We start from the raw sequence: 17,333 nt of genomic DNA, 5'->3' as shown, positions 1-17,333 counted from the left end.
GGGTGACTGAATTTGGAGCCTAAATTTCTGAGATGATGTCGGCATCGCGCTTTATCAAACGCGATGCTTCGCTAGGGAGTAAGACACTGATACTACTCAAACCCTTGAGCTTTTCGCTTTTCTAACGCATCAAACGATTCATTGGCGAGTTGAGGAAGTGTTTCACAAAGCTCCAATGCTTTTGGTATTTTTCCTTCGACACAGTACTTCTCAATCATTCTTGCTTGTCTTGAAAGCGTTCGATTGCCTAGAGCGAGAGCAGAACTGCCCAGTGTGTGAACCTCGAACTCTAATGTTTGAAGGTCTTTTGTGCTTAATGCTTGCTCTATTTTCTCCATGCGATCGCGTGACTCTTCGACATAGTGATCAATCAAGGTAGGGATGATTTCGGCGCACGTATCTTTGATCATTTGCTGAAGAATATGCTCATCCACTAATTCTTGCTCGATAGTCAATGTGTTATTTATCGTCATAATAGCGCTCCCTATAACATAAACAGTTCGCTTTTTTTAATTTGCTGAGACAGTTTTTCTTTCCACTTTTTTGGTAAGAAACGCAGCTTGGAAACTTGGCGGATTAACTCATCTTTCAGGCTTGGTGTATGCTTCATGTTCAAGACAGAACCAATCAAGTTCGCATCGCTAGCATCGAGTAGCTTTTTGGCTTGCTCGAGCTGGGTTGCAGTCGTAGAACCATAATGCGCTACTAACAAAGTAGCATCACATACGCCAGCAATCACTTGAGGCGCAATATTGCTTCGGTTGACACTGAGAAGTGGTGATGTATCTATCACGACGCGCTCGTACTGCGTTAACCATTGTGCAATGTTTCGTTTCAGCATTGTTGGGTCTCGGTACGCTAACTGAGTGCTGGCGAGAGATGGAGCAGGGAGGCCGACTAAAGTTTGGTGTGTATTCTCTCGTGTGATCAAATGGCCAACCTTCTCGTCATCATCAAATTCGTGAACAGTGTGATAAGCGGGTTTGAATAAGTTAAGGTCTACATACAAAGTATTGTGGCCTGCTAAAACCAAGCGCTCTGCAAGAGATGAAGCCACGGAAGTGACACCATCTTCAGATTTACAACCCACAACACAAATCGTTTTGTGGCCTTTCTGTTCACTCTGAAGATAAATTTGCTCAATCTCAGCGTGAGTTGCAGGAATAGTCATTACAACGCTCCTATTAACACGATGGTTGTGGTGATTTGTAAAATATCTCTTAATCCGGCCCTCGCTTTTTCAACAAAGCTTTCGTCTTTATGGGGAATGTAAATCGTGTCGCCTGCGCGAATGACTGGCAGCTCATAAATGTTGGCTGTTTTACTAAAGTTCACCAAATCAAATGTTCGGGCTTGGCCCTGGCAGCAAGACATATTGACCACACTGATCTTTTCAAGGTAGGCATTGTCAGTTGGTCCTCCTGCTTCCGCTAACAGATCAAGCACAGTCATGTTGTCATTGAATACGTATCGCCCTGGGTCTCTTACTTCACCTAATACGCGTACCGTGGACTCTTTTGAACGATCTAACCAGTTTTTGTTTTTTTCTGGAATGTAAATGGTATCACCAGGACGAACGTGGGGCAGAATTGATTCATCACCTGTTTCAAAGTACATCGATAAATTCAATTTACTCACTTTGGCATAACCTAGGCCTCGGTGTGTGACACGGATGTTGTGAATATCTGCATCCATTGTCGGTCCATCGGCGGCAGACAAAATATCCAGAAAATGCATATCTTCAGTGAAACGATAGCGCCCAGGTGCATTGATTTGCCCGAAAACGTATATCGATGCGTCAGAGCTTTGGCTTACCCATTGCGATTTATTATCGGATGGGTCGTCAGGCAATGCATGTACCCTTACGACTGTACCAGCGGAAACTTGAGGTAGGCTTGATGTTGGTGAGCCATCCAGAATGTATTGGTCTAAGTCAAATTGTGTCATTTGACCGTTATTGGCGACTTCAATTTTGGTGGTATCAGCTCGTCGAGTTGGGCCTCCAACGTGTGCAAGCAGATCAATCAAATCCATTTCGTCTGACCACTCGATGCGTCCAGGGCGAACAACTTCTCCCATCACTGCGACCGCTCGACTAGGTGCTACTTTTAACCAAGACTTCTCATTGAAATCGGTTTTCTCCGGTACGAAAATCGCGTCTCCTGGTCCAACATTTGGTGGTCTGGCTGAAGATAGTCCTTCTGTATGCGCGGTAAGATCGAATTTGATGACTTTGCCATCGGATTTTATAACGCGAATTTGGCGAGATTCTGCGTAGCGAGTGGGCCCGCCAGCGTTGGCGAGGATATCCATGAAGCTAGCGCCTTGCTTGCCTTCGTATGCCCCAGGATGGGCGACTTCACCCATCACGTAAACCACATTTGCACCTGCTTTGATTTCTTCTTCCTGTTTTGGGACAAAGATGGTGGCACCTGGCAGGATCTCTGGCAGTAGGCTTTGGTCTCCAGTATCAAGGTACTTTTTCAGGTTAAACATGGTTGGGTTATTGTTTGTTATCACGCGAATTTGCTCAACACTGGCATATCGTGTCACGCCGCCAGCTCGCATTACGACATCAACTAGCGTGGTGTTTGGCTTGTATGAGAACGAGCCAGGTGCGTTGACTTCACCAAAGACTTTGATTGCACGAGCGGAATCTGCGCTGTCACCTGAATTCGCGAGTTTTGCTGCATCAAACTCTTGCTCAATATTCCCTACGAGTGGGGAAGCGGGGACAAATAAGACATCCAGTGATTCTAGTTTTGGCAGCTGGCTATTGTCACCCGTATCAAGGAAGCGTTTGTAGTCAAATTCAATGTTTTTATTTCCACGTTTCACTATCATTTTATCGAGCTGAGCCCCTGCGCGCAGGCCGCCAGCTTCGTACACAAACATTTGAATGTTGGACCCAGAAGGTAAGGTATATTCACCGGGTTTGACCACGTAGCCTTGAACGGACACTAACAACTGTTGCTGTTTAATAAAAACTCGAGCGTTGTTAACGTCACGATACACGGTCTTTAGCCTGTCGATAATCACGTCTTGTAGTTGTTGTTCATTGTAGCCGGCCACTAATACAGGGCCGACTTCTGGTAAATTAATTCGTCCACGACGATCAACCTGAAACCCTTGGTTTAACGACGCCTCTCCGGGTAAGTTAATCTGTATTAAATCACCGACCTTAACAATATTGCTCTCATCCGCTATGGAAGATGGTACCCACGCAACCAGACACAACAACATTAAGAGGATAAATGGTTTCATCGTGTTCATAGCGCGCCTCCTGCCGTTGGGTTGCGGTTTATTGAGGTATCGCTATCTGAATTAGGGCTAATAACCTCGATGCTTACTCGACGATTAGTTAAACGCACGGCGGATGTTTCACCTTCATAGAGTGGCAGGTTATCTCCGACAGATTTGGTAGTGACTCTCTCTGAAGTGATACCAAATACGGTTAGGTAACGCTTTACTTGTTCCGCACGCGCTTGAGCAAGTTTCTGGTTGTAATCGGGTGTTCCAGTTGCATCCGCATGCCCCGTTACTACAAGAGATAGGTTGGGGTGGTCACGTAAAATGTAGGCTGCTTCTGCCAAATGTCCCATGTACTTCGGGTTGATTTCTGCTGAATCGACAGCAAACTGGTTGTCGATATTAAGTAGTGCATAGATATCCGAGACTATGTTTAGGTCGCTACGTAGTGCTTCAATATCATCGGGCGGTGTGCAAGTGGTTTGGCTCAGTACGTAGTCGAGTTGTTGTTCGAGCTGGTTTAAGCGTCGACGCTGAATCACAAGGTCGTTGGCAGCGTCGAGTAAAAGCCCACCTTCTAACTCGCGCGCAATTCTATTTTGTTTTTCAAGGGCCTGAACAACTGCCGCAGGAAAACACCAGCGCGCTCCCTCTTGGATTAGTGCGTCTAGATGTAACTTGGTCAGTTGCCAATCAAACCTTAACCCATGTTCTGGACCTAAAGGCTCGTCAGGCATCACAGGGGAAAACTGATAATTCTCGATCGAGATATCTTGATAGCTTTCCGCCAAGCCACCTTTTCCGTGTTCTGGGTAGTCAAACGACGAACAACCAAACATGCCGACAACAAGACCGCTTACTGCATATCGTCGTATAAGATTTACCATGCCAACCTCCGTTTAAACCGGTATTTTTAGTGTCCTTTTGAGTTAACGGGAATGGCATGGTTGATACGAAGCAAGCTCATGATTTCTAAAGGTTGGCCTGATACGTTTTCAATACTCATGCTTCTTTCACGTTCAACTAGACGCTTATATAAGTAAACAATGGCACCAATCCCTGAAGAATCAAGAAATTGGACGTGCTGTAGGTTAATTTCGACTTCTTTGTGATGATTGTTGTGAATTACCTCATCAATGTGATGTTGTGCTTGTCGACAGCCGCTTGCGTCTAAGTCACCAAAAAACTCAATGGCTAACTTGTTTTGATTGATTTCTAGTTTGCGTAATTCCATGGCTCTGTCTCCGTTTGTTTTTCTAATTGAATATAGAGCAGGTAACGTGCCAATTTTAAATTGGCTAAAAATCAAAAGCTTAAATATTGTTAATGATGTTGTTCAATTTGAGAAAGGACTGATTCTCAAATTGAGAATCAAAAACGCACAGAGAAATGGTTTGCTTATAAGAGGTTTTGAGCCGAAAGAAGTCTTTAGAGCTGGGGATCTCGTCATGATTAGATTCCAACTCGATTGACGAACCATCCGCCTTACGTGAATAGCGTGTAACGACTAAATGCAAAACCTGTCTAAAGTTTATGATTATCTTTGCAAATTATTACTAATGTTGATTGTTATGAGTCGAAGAACAACTAGTAATAAATAGGTCATCGAGAGGACTTACGTTTCAATAAAGACGATTTTTTGTACAAGGTCTTCTTATGCCATTAAAAATGACATTAATTGCGCTGGCTGTTATGGCAGCGTCTTCACAGCTTCAAGCGGATACTTCTCTCGCACCACCAGTTTCTCTTGCACAAAGCTATCAGGATGGCATTGATGTGTCTGAATATTGGTATAGCGAAAAACTTGATGGTGTTCGCGCTTATTGGACTGGGCAACATCTCGTGACGAGAAATGGTAATCGAATCTACGCCCCAGATTGGTTTACAGGACCTTTGCCTGATTATCCGTTGGACGGTGAACTTTGGGCTGGGAGAGGTAACTTCCATCTTGTTCAGCAAACGGTATTAGATAAAACTCCTGTAGAGTCTGCTTGGCGACATATCGACTTTATGATCTTTGATATGCCATATTCCGCTGGTGATTATCGGAAGCGTTATTACAACATCAAAGCCTTAGTGCTTGAAGTCGACCAGCCTCATATCAAATATGTCGAGCACCGAGCCATTCAAAATGAAGCTCATCTGTTTACACAGTTGGATAAAATTTCAATATCCGACGGTGAAGGGGTGATGTTGCGGAAGGTATCAAGCCGCTATCAGGCTGGACGCGGTAGTGATTTGCTTAAACTAAAACGATACGCAGATGATGAAGCGTTAGTTGTGGGTTATAAGCCAGGAACAGGGCGCTTATTAGGTATGATGGGAGCAATGTTAGTTCGCTTACCAAATGGCATTGAGTTTTACATCGGTAGCGGATTTACCGATGAAGTGCGTCGCCAGCCTCCGAAAATTGGTTCAACCATTACATTTAGATATAACGGTTTTACACATACTGGTAAACCACGTTTTGCTCGATTCTTGCGTGAAAGGTTGAAGGAATAGAACGCTCTGCACTTACTAGTTGCCAACGGTTACGCCACATCGTTTGAAGAGACCCTGCCAAAACTGAACGTGGTTTAGGGTTTCTTGCCTAAATTTCCTATGTGCCTCAATGATGCCATACTGGTGACCATGGAGTTGCATACGGTTCTCCACCAAGGTGGCACCATCATTAAGTTGTTGATAGGTACTGTCTAAATAAGCCAAATAAGGTTGCACTTCTTCAACGTAAATGGATTGAAAGACATTTCTTAAGTAGCGGAACTGAGTGGTGTCTCTGTTCGGCCCGCACAATACATTGCTCTGGTTCTGCTCAAGTAGCTGAGTTGTCGCTTTTAACCAAAGGGATGTGTTTACCATTGAATAGTAAAGTCGTCCGAGTAAACGAGATTTCTCTAACTCTTCTTGATATTGCGTAACTTCCACGTCGGGTAGACGTGAGACCGCGCGGTGGGGTAAATCATACATTTCGCTGAAAATACGATAGACATCGTTAATGCGTGCAATATCATTCGTCGTATTTTGAGATAGCCAATCAGAGGCAGTTAGTTGCTTTTGCATGGCGTCACTTACGAGTAGTAAGTTGTCGAGATGAATGTCTAAATGTTGCCACTTGGTTGAGTAAAGCTCTGTCAATGTCGCGCGTTCTTCATCGCTAAGTGGAAATTCGGATAAACATCGATGCATGACTCTTAAAAGGGCAGTTTGATAATCAAAATCATGAAAGGCATCCTGCACCTTTCCAAGTTGCGAGTTTTTCTCAGCAAGTAAATTGAAGAGTCCGCACTGTCGTAATTGATAGCTCTCTAGCAGGCCAATAGATAGCCTTGGCAATGGCTCGAACAAAACGCGTTTCGCAGGAATCGTTACCGTAGACTGTAATTCTATTGGAATAGCAGGAACGTCCAATACATTGGCTACACGTTGATGATACTTATCAAACATGGCGTTCTCTGGATTGAACCAGTTATCACAACCATTAAGAATCAAGATTAAGAACAATAAAATAGACCGCACAAATATCCTTTTTTATAACTTCGTATCCGTTGTCTAGAGAGCAAAATCAACCGCTTCGTAATCTTGTTATAAGTATACTCAACCGTGTGATTATTCGATCAAAAAAGCCAGCGGATGCTGGCTTTTTTTACTTTTTATTGAACTGAAAAGTTCAATTGCACTTCTGGCTCTTGGCGATGCATCCAACGCATTCTGACGCCTAACATAAAGGCCGCAGAAGATAGGCCGATGATAAAACCAAGCCAGAAGCCTTGTGCTCCCATTGGCTCAACAATCCAGTCTGTACGGCCAAGGACGTAACCAATTGGCAAGCCAAGAATCCAATAAGCAATAAAAGTACGGTTGAAGATGGCTCGCATGTCTTTATAGCCGCGTAATGCACCAGCTGCGATCACTTGAACCGCATCCGTACATTGATAAACAGCGGCAAACACGAGCAGGTGCATCGCTAGAGTGATTACCTCTGGGTTGCTAGTATAAAGCTCGGCGATCCACTCACGAGACAAGACGGTTAAAATCGCTGTGAGAACGGACAATGCTAGACCAACCATAATGCCGACTCGTGACGCTACGCGCGCGCCATCGACGTTTTCTTCACCAAGTCGATGGCCGACACGAATGCTTACTGCTGCACCAATACTCATTGGTAGCATAAATACCAACGAGGAGAAGTTAATCGCGACTTGATGCGCTGCCACAATGATAGGACCCAGTGGTGAAACGAGCAGTGCAACAACAGCAAACAGTGTCACTTCAAAAAACAGCGCTGCTGCAACAGGAAAGCCGAGCTTGAATAGACGAACTTGCGCTTTCCATTGTGGGCGATGCCATTCTCCAAATAGGTTGATGCTTTTCAATCGCTCTGATGTCATCACATACAGCAATAGCATGGCAAACATGACCCAGTAAACAATCGTGGTTGCTACACCACAGCCAACACCGCCTAATTCAGGTGCACCAAACTTGCCGTACACGAAAATCCAGTTTAGAGGAATGTTGAGCAGCAAACCGATAAAGCCAATAACCATTGCCGGTTTCGTCAATGACATACCATCCGTAAAGCTTCTAAGCGTTTGGAAAAGTAAAAAAGCGGGTACTGCTAATATAACGGCATGAATGTATCCCACCGTTTTTTCAGCCATCAGTGCTTCAATATCCATCAGCCCGAGAATAAACTGGGTTTGAAGCAGGACTGCAATTATCGGCACACTGATCAGCAATGCCAAAACGACGCCTTGCTGAATTTCAAACGGGATTTTCACTCGACGACCAGAGCCATTTAACTGTGCGACAACAGGGACCAATGCCATTAATAAACCCACCCCAAACAAAATGGATGGTAGCCAAATACTTGAAGCGACAGAAACCGCAGCCATGTCGGTGGCGCTAACGCCGCCAGCCATTACGGTATCAACAAACCCCATACCAGTTTGAGCGACAGATGCGATCAATACCGGGGTCGCCAATTTGATAAGACTTGATGCTTCTTCTTTATAGCGATGCACGAAAAATACTCCAGAGCGGAACAATAAGTTGAAAGAATGAGAGTACTCGAGGGCAAAAGATGTGGTGAACGGATCTGATGGTTGATTTTAGTCACGATAAGGTGAAAAAATGCCTCGGAGAAACTCCGCGCAAATGATAAACAATTGTATGTTTATATTCCATAGCTAGGTAGCGAATAGTCGATAACACTGACTGGACGCTCTCCACGCTAAGGATACGCTTTTACTGAGAACAGCAGCGAATCATGGTAATGTTGAAGCATGCATGAGAACAAACCAGTGTTCATTAAGCCGTTGCTTTATCGTCTGCGGTCTTTATTTCCGGCCCGTAGCGCAGTGTTTAAGGCTTAGTCTTCAACTACAGTTGGTATGAAATCAATAGGTAAAAAGAAATGTTTACAGGAATAGTTCAGGGTACGGCGAAGGTCGTTAAAATTGATAAAAAAGAACGCTTTCAAACGCACGTTGTCGAGTTAAGCGATGAACTTTGTAAAGGGTTAGAAATTGGTGCATCCGTTGCACACAACGGATGTTGTCTAACTGTGACTAAGATCGAAGGCAACCTTATCAGTTTTGATTTAATGCAAGCGACATTGGCTCTTACTAATTTAGGTCGGCTGGTGGAAGGGGATAGCGTAAACATTGAGCGCGCGGCTAAGTTTGGTGACGAAATAGGCGGGCATAGCATGTCTGGTCATATTAGTTTAACGGCAGATATTGTCGATATCATCGATACGCCCAATAACCGCACGATTTGGTTCCAACTGCCGCAAGAATCAATGAAATATGTATTAGCGAAAGGTTACATTGGTTTAGATGGCTGCTCGCTAACTATTGGTGAAGTTGAAGCGTGTCGTTTTTCGGTACACCTAATTCCAGAAACCTTGCAGCGAACGCTTTTCGGAGTGAGACAAGTAGGGGAGCGTGTTAATATTGAGTTTGATCCTCAGACTCAAGCAATTGTTGATACTGTTGAGCGCGTTCTTGCAGCAAAACAGCTTTAGAATGAGAAAAAGGAGCCTAGTGCTCCTTTTTCATTTAAGCGTTTTTATATTTCTGATGTTCACATGCTCGAGCTGCTATTCGTAATTGTCATCGATAAATAGTTCGACCTTATCTTGTAACTCATCCACTCGCATATTTAGGTGGATAGCGTGGCAACAAGCTGGGCAATCATCATAAAACTCTTGGTCACCATTACTTGCATCCAGTGTAATGCCGATAGAGTGTCCGCAATGCGGGCACTTTACATACCTTTCGGTATAATTTTTCATACAACAACTCCTAATCTCGCAGGGCTTTTAAACACACTATTCATCAAGGAAGTACAGCCCTTTACTTACTTTGCCTACAAGGAAAATAGGCACAATCCAAAGTTAAGTCTCCTTTGATATTAGGCAGAGTTGTTGCTAATTGAGTCGAAATAAGTACAAAACTTGACCCCAAACTCAACCTTGAGCTTAGGGTGATTTTCTGTAGTGATGTGCCTCGAGATTTTACATCTTGAAATATGCAGTGGCTTCCAAATTAATAAGAAATGATTTTATTAATAACCAGTTGAGCCTGTTCCAAGTAATGGCCGCCAAACAAATTACAATGGTTGAGAACATGGTAAAGGTTATAGATATCTTTACGTTCCTCATAGCTTGAAGAAAGTGGCATAACCGATTCGTAGCCTTGATAAAATTCTGGCTGAAATCCACCAAAAAGCTCTGTCATCGCAATATCACACTCCCTGTCCCCCCAATAGCACGCAGGATCGTAACAGATAGGACCGAATGCAGTGAGTGCCGCATTTCCATTCCATAAATCGCCATGCAACAAAGAAGGTTTCGGAGCATGGTTTGCTAGCCGCTGTTTTACGACGTCGATAAAGTCATCGATATCAACCAAGGTGACGCCTTTTTCTTTAAGGAGCTGTAATTGCCAACCTATGCGTTGCTCAGCAAAGAATACACACCATTTCTTGTGCCATTTGTTGGGCTGTAGAGTCGAACCGAGATAGTTGTCGGTATCAAAACCAAACTCTTTTTGCTCGCCCCACTGGTGTAGGTGAGCTAATTGCTGCCCAAATTTAAAGCTGTTGGGACCATCTTCTAATGGTTTCGTTGGAAGGTAGTTAAGAATTAGGAATGAGGCATTTTTGGTTTTACCAACCAATACCACCTCAGGTACAAATAGGGTTGATGTTTCACGCAAAAGATGCAGGCTTTCAGCTTCTACCTCAAATTTAGACAAAAACTCGCGATCGTTAATTTTCACAAAATAACGTTGCTCGCCATCATTGATCATGTAGCTTTCACTGATATCCCCACCAGACAGCCTTACTTTTTCCGTGATCTGGTAATCGAACAATAAAGTATCAGAAAGCTGTTGCGATATTGCTTGCCACATACAAAACCTCGCGAATCTATTTGACTACCAATAGTTTAGGATAAATAGCAGGGAGTTGGCGCTATGTTGAGCATACTTAGTAAAGAAACCTTCCTCTTAGTGTAGTCAATTTGTATAAATGTGAATCAAATCGCTTATAAGCCTCTGATTTGTTGGCTTAGCATATGGAGATGAACGTTTACAACAGGTATTATGATTTTTTTGACGTTAGTTCCATTGGTGGCATGAAAATACTGATATGTGATGACTCAGCTGTTGCAAGAAAGCTTATTGCGCGTTCTATCGTACAAGATACATCATTGCATCTTATTGAAGCGCAAGATGGTTATGAGGCGCTTAATATTCTTGCTGAGCAAAATATCGATATTTTGTTTCTCGATTTAACGATGCCCATAATGGATGGTTTTGAGGTCCTCGAATCATTACCTGTTAGTCAGTACCCGACCAACATTGTCATTATTTCTGGAGATGTTCAACAAGAGGCAAAACAGCGCTGTCTCGATCTTGGTGCTCAAGCTTTTATCGCTAAGCCTCTGACAGAAGAGCAGGTGCTCCCACTATACGAACAATTAGGACTGCATTATGCGTTCAAACCTTGTCATTCGGTTGATTCTAAAAACCAGGGTTGCGAAGAGCTTTCCTTACTAGCCAAATTCCGTGAAATTGCGAACATTGCCCTTGGTAAAGGGGCTGCGATTATGGCCGACCATTTACATGAGTTCATACAACTTCCTGTTCCTCATGTTGGACCGTTGTCCTACGGCGAGCTTCATATGACACTGGTTGATGTGGTTGGGCGTGACAGTTCCGTTGCGGTAGCGCAGAGGTTTGTCGGTGGTGGTATTCACGGAGAGGCACTGGTGTGCTTACGTGGTAGGGATATCAATCAGATTGGGGAAAAATTAGGTTACCTCCTTGAGTTTACGCCTCATAATGAAATCATCTTGAATATCTCTAACCTACTGGTTTCGTCATTTCTCACATCATTGGGCGATCAACTCGACAAGCAGTTCTCACTTCGTCAGCCAGGCATTGTGGATACCTTAACACCTTATTGTGAAGAGCAAGGCGAGTTGGGTGAGCTCTTTACTATCGAATACACCTACATGGCAGAAGCGCTCGATTTCGAGTGCGAGGTACTGTTTTTAATTGATAAGCCATCCGTAGAAATAATCTATGAAATCATGGAGCTAATCTAATGTCCGATATCACGCTGGACATAGCAGACTTTCATTGGGTCACACAAATTCTCGATACGATGGATTCAGGGCTTATTGTTTTGGATCAAGAGTATAAAGTGTGTGTGTGGAACAGTTTTATGCAGTCATACAGTGGCATTCTATCACAAGAAATTCTTGGTGAATGTTTATTTGAGCATTTTGAAGAGCTGCCAAGAACTTGGCTAGAAACCAAGATAAAAGCTGCCGCCGATCTGGAAACTCGTTCTTTTTCTAGCTGGGAAAACCGACCGTATCTTTTTAAGTTCAACAATTTTTCTCCGGTTTCAAACAGCAGTGATTTTATGTATCAAGATATCGTGATCACGCCGTTAATTGGGCTCTCAGGAGAGGTCAGCCACATAGCGATTCAAGTCAATGATGTTTCTGAAACTGCGAGAAATCGCATTCATTTGAAAGAAACAAATCAACATTTGTCGGAAATCAGTCGCAAAGATGGTTTAACAGGTTTATTTAATCGCGCTTATTGGGAGCAATCATTGAAAGATGAGTTTGCTCACTTAAAAGTTATCGACGGACCATGCTCATTAGTAATATTCGATATCGACCACTTTAAGAAGGTGAATGATACTTATGGTCACCCGACAGGGGACGAAGTCATTCGTCGAACCTCTGCCTTGTTGAGAAAAACAGCAAGAAGCAGTGACATCTGCGGTCGTTTTGGTGGTGAAGAGTTTACCGTACTACTTCCTCACACAAACCAGGAGCAAGCTTGCTATTTCGCAGAGCGTTTGCGCAAAAGAATTGAGCAAGAGATCGTGAAAGTGGAAGATTTTTTGATTAATTACACGATAAGTATTGGTGTTTGCGAGTATAAGCCTTATTTTGAAACTCACACTCAATGGTTAAAGAGTGCCGATGCTGCGCTGTATCGTGCAAAAGAAAATGGTCGTAACCAAACCTGTTTGCATGAAAATGGCTGAAATATAAAAAGGTTTGAAGAAACCCTGTATCCGAATTCAGTGAAGCAAAGCTCAATTGTTTGAAAATCATCCAGTTGGTTCGTGAATGTTTGTTAATATGAAATAAGTTAATGAAATTTTCTCGGCATGTCTTACTATTGAAACTATTCTGCTTTCAGCTTCGAAGGCTTGCAATAAACGGAGAAAAACAGTGGTTTTAGAAACCGATGGATATCTCGCTCTTATCGAGCACTTGTCTCTAAATCTAGATATTTTTACGACCGAAATTGGCGACACTGGATCCGAAAGCATCGAAGATGTTGTCACCGATATGGTGGCTTCAAACATCATGGCGATTTTTGAGCAAAATCCAGAACTTCACTCGAGCGTACGTTTCAAATTGTTGAAAGAGGCTGATGCAGTTGTTGAAGATCTTGGTGAGATATTGGCTGGGGTATGGCATAAAAAAGCGACCAATGAACAGATCACGTTCCTTGATGAATACATCGCTCTGGTCAAAAATCTGTTCGATAATGCTGTTGCGACTTACGACTGATATTGTTTTAACTTACAGCAATGTCCGGTTAAGAGTAAGAAGAGTTACATTGTAACTCTTCTTATTTGCCAAAACTTAGATGCCCAGTATGGGTTGTCGATTCTTGAAATAATCACACCTCTAGACGTCGATGCATGCATGAACTGCTTGTTACCCAAGTAAATTCCGACATGATAAGTTGTACGTCTTGTTTTAAAAAACACTAGATCCCCTTGCTTGGCATCCGTCCAACTTAACTCCACACCTTGCGTTGATTGCTGCCTCGTTGTCCTTGGTAACGAGAGCTGATAAGCCTCAATAAACGCTTTTTGTACAAATGCTGAGCAATCAATTCCAGATTTCTGTGTCCCGCCTAAGCGATAAGGCGTGCCGTGCCACTCTGTGTAAAACTCGAACAAGTCGGGGTTGTCCGACAATAGCTGATTTGTAGGTGCTGTCACTTGAGCTTGCTCACTAGGCTCAGGCCCAGAAGAGCAGGCGCTTAGTAGCACACTGATTATCAAAGGAAAATATACTCGACGCAAATCACCACCTGTCATCTCTATGACTCACAACTGAAATATTAGTGTCATAACCAATCCATAGTATGGGCTGCAAATCACGGTTTTGTCTCACAAATGTGACGGAATCACTGCAGAACCGATTCAACCTTAAGAAAGAATAAAAATTGATTATGGCAAAGCGAAAACGCTCACGCACATCACTTTCACTGATTCAGGCTGTCAGTGCAACATTTTTAACTATCATTGCTCTTGTTATAGCCCTTTCTGTCTCAAGTTTCAAAGGAATGGAACAGGTAGGGGAACAATTTGAAGACTTGTCGCAAAAAGCATTACCAATCGCGATGGCAAACGCAAAGTTAACCAGGAATGTATTGGAGATGGTTAAGCTACTCAACCATGGTATGCAGATTACTGAGCCGAAAGAGTTGCCTCTCATAAAAGAGCAAATCGACTCTCTTGCAACTCAAAGCACAACTTTGGTTGTGAAAGCGTCTGGTGTAGCTCAGCAACTCTCGGAGGAGTTAGACACCAAACTAGCGCGTTTACATAACATCACGCAGTCCATTTTGTTGAAGCAATCTTCGGTGATACAAATTCAAATGGATATTGATGCCGCTGTTGGTGGTTTTCGCTATGGGCTTAGCTCTATCGGCCCGGAAATGAATCGAATCAGTTCGTTCCTTAGTGCTGATAATCCTGAGTCGAGCGATGCCGCTAACCGTTTCATTGCTTCTGCAAGCTCAATGGAAAGTACGTTCTTAGTCATGATGATGCACTCAGAATTAAACAAAGCCGAAAAAGAATACCGAGAAATGCGAAATCGCATAGCAGGTATTAAACTCGCCTATGAAGACTTCCAATCTTTCCATCCTGAAGTAAGTGAATATGCAAGCTTAACCGCACCATATGAGATGGTGAAACAAGGCTTTAGTGAAAAGGGCGTGCTGCGTTTGATCCTCGCCAAACTAGAACAAGGGGAATTGCAACGTTCAGAGTTTAAACAGGCTTCGATGCTTGCGGATGAAACCATGCGGTTACTTGATCAAATCTCCCAAACCGCTGGTCAGTTGATCGATGAAAAGGAGCGGGTGGTCAACGAGACCATTGAATCGGTGAGCGTTGTGCTCGTGTTTGCGGCGTGTGTGATTTCTTTTATTATTCTTGTTACTTGGTTTAGTCTCAAGTCATGGACAAACCGAGGGTTAAGGAATGTACTAACGCGTCTTTCAGCACTTACCGAACATGATTTTCGTGACAAGGCAGAAGAAGTTGGCCCCTATGAGCTGAAAGAAGTAGCACGAAAGTTGAATCAAGTAATCGATTCCACACATGACTCCATTCAAACGGTGACGCGCAATTGTGAAACGCTTTATCAGACGGCAGAAGTAAGTCACAGTGCAGCCGAACAAACAAGTGATGGGTTGGCAACACAAAATGAAGCGTTGTCGAGTATGATCACGACCATAACGCAGCTTGAAGCCTCTATTCGTGAAATAGCAATGGTGACAAATGCATCTTCACAGGACTCGCTCCTTGCAACCCAACACACTGAAAAAGGGGTTCAAGTCGTGGAACAAAACCGCGAACGTTTGGAGTCATTAGAAAGCTCTTTGGATGTAAATGAACAGTCAATGTTAGAGCTAGACCAGCGTGTTAAACAGATTCGTGAAATGGTGGATATGATCAGTGGGATCGCGGACAACACCAACTTACTTGCTCTCAACGCGGCAATAGAGGCTGCCCGTGCTGGTGAGCAAGGGCGTGGATTTGCGGTTGTCGCTGATGAAGTTCGCAAACTTGCAAGTGATACCTCTCAACAAACTACGAACATCCGAGAAATGATGAGCGAGCTTATTACTGCCGCAGAGCGCTCGCGCCAAGCAGTTAATGATTCAAGAGAAGAAATGACCCACGCGCTACAGTCCAGCAATGAAGTGAAATCGACATTCTCTGATATCAACCTCGCGGTTAAGCACATTCAAGAACGTGTTGAGCAAATCTCAGTTGCTACAGAAGAACAAGAACGAGCGACGGCAGATGTATCTCAATCCATCACACATATTTCTGATCTTGGCGAACGCACAAAGCTGCAGCTTGAGTCTATGGTTGAGAGTTCTGAGCAAGTGGCGGAAATTGCTGGGCACCAGCAAGCAATGCTGCACAAGTATGAGCTTCATCAGACCAAGTAAATGAGATGTTTCCACCGACTAAAAGCAGAACCGAGGTTCTGCTTTTTTGTTACGGCTACTCATTTAATGGCTCCTATTTGCATCGCAAAAGTGAGTTACATCTCATCTCGTTCATTTCTAAAGGGTTTAGTTATCACAACGTGATGTTAATGCTTTGTTCGAGGGACTCGTTGACTAGAATGTCGCCAGAATTCAAAGGAATGAATCATGCAGCTTCATGCGATTTTTTTATATCCAGAGAAAGCTAAAGCCATAAGAAGGAGTGGTTTTGTGATCGATAAAGTTTGCCCCGTCGTTCTACGTAATCAAAATCAAGAGATCCTACTTTTTAAACATCCGTTGGCGGGTGTTCAGCTCGTCAAGGGCACTGTTGAAGTGTTTGATGAAAGTTACATCATAGCGGCCAAGCGGGAGCTCGCTGAGGAGTCTGGTATCACACATGTTCGTTCCGCACGATATTTATGCTCATGGGACAGTGGCTTTCAAAATCAAGTATGGCATTTTGTTTTGTGTGAGTGTGCTGACCTCGCTAATTCATGGCTGTTTCATACGCAAGACGATGGTGGACATGATTTCGCGTTCTTCTGGCACGATGTCGAGAGCGGCCTTCCCGCGAATGCACATACTGTGTTTCAGCGCGGGCTGGAAAAGGTACGAGAGTTGATAAACCAAGGCGTGATTTAAAGGAGGATTCTGTCGTTGCATTGGCGGATTTGGGACAATGACAAAGCAAACACTATGCTAAATAAAGAAGGTAGAGCAGCCGTTACTGTTCTCATCGTGTTGATAATGGCACTGTCGATCTCAAAAATGGCGATGGGATTACAAATGTTTAAGTGACTTCTATATGCTTTGCTCATTCATTCAGATAAGGAAACGGTAATGGATAAATTCGTCGTGTTTCTCTTATGCCTTTTTATGACAGTTGGCGGAGTGGTTCATCTTTATGACAACATTGTTGGTGGCTTTTTACCTTACGATTTTGCGCCACGCTGGTTGAATATGTATTGGAGCGCTTTGGGACTATTGGACTTATTAGCAGCGTATCTATTGGTCAAGCATCGCCGCTCTGGCCTAGTCGTTATGTTATTGATTCTTATAACCAATGTTATCTTTAGTTCCCACGCTCACTATACATTAGAAATATTAGATAACAACGTCGCCCTACAAATGAAGACACTGTTTTTAGGGTTCTCATTTGGGGTATCTATCTGGTTATGGAATGCGCGAAAACATAGTCAATCGCGCCAAATATTTCGTTAATTATTATTTTCACAACAC

18 protein-coding genes are annotated in these 17,333 nt (G+C 43.4%); 8 read left to right on the top strand and 10 right to left on the bottom strand.

The features are described from left to right. Positions 1-92: 92 nt before the first annotated feature. From R7P36_RS00905 to R7P36_RS00885, 5 genes are read right to left on the bottom strand one after another with little or no spacing between them, the layout of a single operon-like run. Positions 93-473: an Hpt domain-containing protein gene (locus R7P36_RS00905; RefSeq protein WP_005377636.1), complete on the bottom strand. Its 381-nt coding sequence runs from the start codon at positions 471-473 to the stop codon at positions 93-95. Positions 474-484: 11 nt separating this feature from the next. Further along, positions 485-1,171, bottom strand: a complete 687-nt coding sequence (locus R7P36_RS00900; protein ID WP_017820661.1) for an AAA family ATPase — start codon at positions 1,169-1,171, stop codon at positions 485-487. Next, positions 1,171-3,273 carry an SLBB domain-containing protein gene (locus R7P36_RS00895; protein ID WP_005377634.1) on the bottom strand — a complete coding sequence of 701 codons (2,103 nt, stop codon included), beginning with the start codon at positions 3,271-3,273 and terminating at the stop codon, positions 1,171-1,173. Before R7P36_RS00895 ends, R7P36_RS00900 begins: the two co-directional genes overlap by 1 nt. Next, entirely contained in the window at positions 3,270-4,136 is an 867-nt protein-coding gene (locus tag R7P36_RS00890) for an OmpA family protein (protein ID WP_005377631.1), read from the bottom strand. Before R7P36_RS00890 ends, R7P36_RS00895 begins: the two co-directional genes overlap by 4 nt. Positions 4,137-4,162: 26 nt before the next feature. Next, complete coding sequence (locus tag R7P36_RS00885) at positions 4,163-4,483, bottom strand: STAS domain-containing protein (RefSeq protein ID WP_005389573.1); 321 nt, start codon at positions 4,481-4,483, stop codon at positions 4,163-4,165. A gap of 422 nt (positions 4,484-4,905) precedes the next feature. On the opposite strand from R7P36_RS00885, the gene R7P36_RS00880 reads away from it, so the two are divergent. Then, positions 4,906-5,751: a DNA ligase gene (locus R7P36_RS00880; protein WP_005389571.1), complete on the top strand. Its 846-nt coding sequence runs from the start codon at positions 4,906-4,908 to the stop codon at positions 5,749-5,751. Positions 5,752-5,766: 15 nt separating this feature from the next. Here the strand turns inward: R7P36_RS00880 and R7P36_RS00875 are convergent, their stop codons facing one another. Beyond that, positions 5,767-6,765 carry a DUF3080 domain-containing protein gene (locus R7P36_RS00875; RefSeq protein ID WP_213899357.1) on the bottom strand — a complete coding sequence of 333 codons (999 nt, stop codon included), beginning with the start codon at positions 6,763-6,765 and terminating at the stop codon, positions 5,767-5,769. Between the two features lie 134 nt (positions 6,766-6,899). Then, positions 6,900-8,270, bottom strand: a complete 1,371-nt coding sequence (locus R7P36_RS00870) for an MATE family efflux transporter (protein ID WP_213911361.1) — start codon at positions 8,268-8,270, stop codon at positions 6,900-6,902. Positions 8,271-8,662: 392 nt separating this feature from the next. On the opposite strand from R7P36_RS00870, the gene R7P36_RS00865 reads away from it, so the two are divergent. After that, positions 8,663-9,274: a riboflavin synthase gene (locus R7P36_RS00865; protein ID WP_005377625.1), complete on the top strand. Its 612-nt coding sequence runs from the start codon at positions 8,663-8,665 to the stop codon at positions 9,272-9,274. A 75-nt stretch (positions 9,275-9,349) separates the two neighbouring features. On the opposite strand, the gene R7P36_RS00860 is transcribed toward R7P36_RS00865, so the two are convergent. Beyond that, positions 9,350-9,544, bottom strand: a complete 195-nt coding sequence (locus R7P36_RS00860; protein ID WP_017634925.1) for a CPXCG motif-containing cysteine-rich protein — start codon at positions 9,542-9,544, stop codon at positions 9,350-9,352. 253 nt (positions 9,545-9,797) lie between these two features. Continuing rightward, on the bottom strand, positions 9,798-10,664 hold the full coding sequence (locus tag R7P36_RS00855) for a fructosamine kinase family protein (protein WP_042522943.1): 867 nt from the start codon (positions 10,662-10,664) through the stop codon (positions 9,798-9,800). 224 nt (positions 10,665-10,888) lie between these two features. Here R7P36_RS00855 and R7P36_RS00850 point away from each other — a divergent pair, with 224 nt between their 5' ends. From R7P36_RS00850 to R7P36_RS00840, 3 genes are all read left to right on the top strand, one after another. Next, positions 10,889-11,863 (top strand): response regulator, encoded by a 975-nt coding sequence (locus R7P36_RS00850; RefSeq protein WP_318121987.1) that lies wholly within the window; start codon positions 10,889-10,891, stop codon positions 11,861-11,863. Continuing rightward, on the top strand, positions 11,863-12,825 hold the full coding sequence (locus R7P36_RS00845) for a GGDEF domain-containing protein (RefSeq protein ID WP_005377621.1): 963 nt from the start codon (positions 11,863-11,865) through the stop codon (positions 12,823-12,825). The genes R7P36_RS00850 and R7P36_RS00845 overlap by 1 nt, the downstream gene beginning before the upstream one ends. Positions 12,826-13,015: 190 nt before the next feature. After that, positions 13,016-13,360 carry a DUF3802 family protein gene (locus R7P36_RS00840; RefSeq protein ID WP_005377620.1) on the top strand — a complete coding sequence of 115 codons (345 nt, stop codon included), beginning with the start codon at positions 13,016-13,018 and terminating at the stop codon, positions 13,358-13,360. A gap of 44 nt (positions 13,361-13,404) precedes the next feature. On the opposite strand, the gene R7P36_RS00835 is transcribed toward R7P36_RS00840, so the two are convergent. Then, complete coding sequence (locus R7P36_RS00835) at positions 13,405-13,899, bottom strand: NlpC/P60 family protein (RefSeq protein WP_005377619.1); 495 nt, start codon at positions 13,897-13,899, stop codon at positions 13,405-13,407. A gap of 134 nt (positions 13,900-14,033) precedes the next feature. Here R7P36_RS00835 and R7P36_RS00830 point away from each other — a divergent pair, with 134 nt between their 5' ends. The 3 genes from R7P36_RS00830 to R7P36_RS00820 all read left to right on the top strand — a co-directional run bounded on the left by R7P36_RS00830 (position 14,034) and on the right by R7P36_RS00820 (position 17,315). After that, on the top strand, positions 14,034-16,052 hold the full coding sequence (locus tag R7P36_RS00830; RefSeq protein ID WP_005377618.1) for a methyl-accepting chemotaxis protein: 2,019 nt from the start codon (positions 14,034-14,036) through the stop codon (positions 16,050-16,052). 270 nt (positions 16,053-16,322) lie between these two features. After that, positions 16,323-16,736, top strand: a complete 414-nt coding sequence (locus R7P36_RS00825; RefSeq protein WP_053307087.1) for an NUDIX hydrolase — start codon at positions 16,323-16,325, stop codon at positions 16,734-16,736. A gap of 198 nt (positions 16,737-16,934) precedes the next feature. Then, entirely contained in the window at positions 16,935-17,315 is a 381-nt protein-coding gene (locus R7P36_RS00820) for a hypothetical protein (protein ID WP_005377611.1), read from the top strand. The last annotated feature ends 18 nt before the right edge of the window (positions 17,316-17,333 follow it).

Origin of the sequence: Vibrio sp. 397, from assembly GCF_033339395.1 — a bacterium.
Lineage (GTDB): Bacteria > Pseudomonadota > Gammaproteobacteria > Enterobacterales > Vibrionaceae > Vibrio > Vibrio alginolyticus.
The sequence above is the reverse complement of the archived record's forward strand: the minus strand, read 5'-3'. Positions and strand labels throughout refer to the sequence as shown.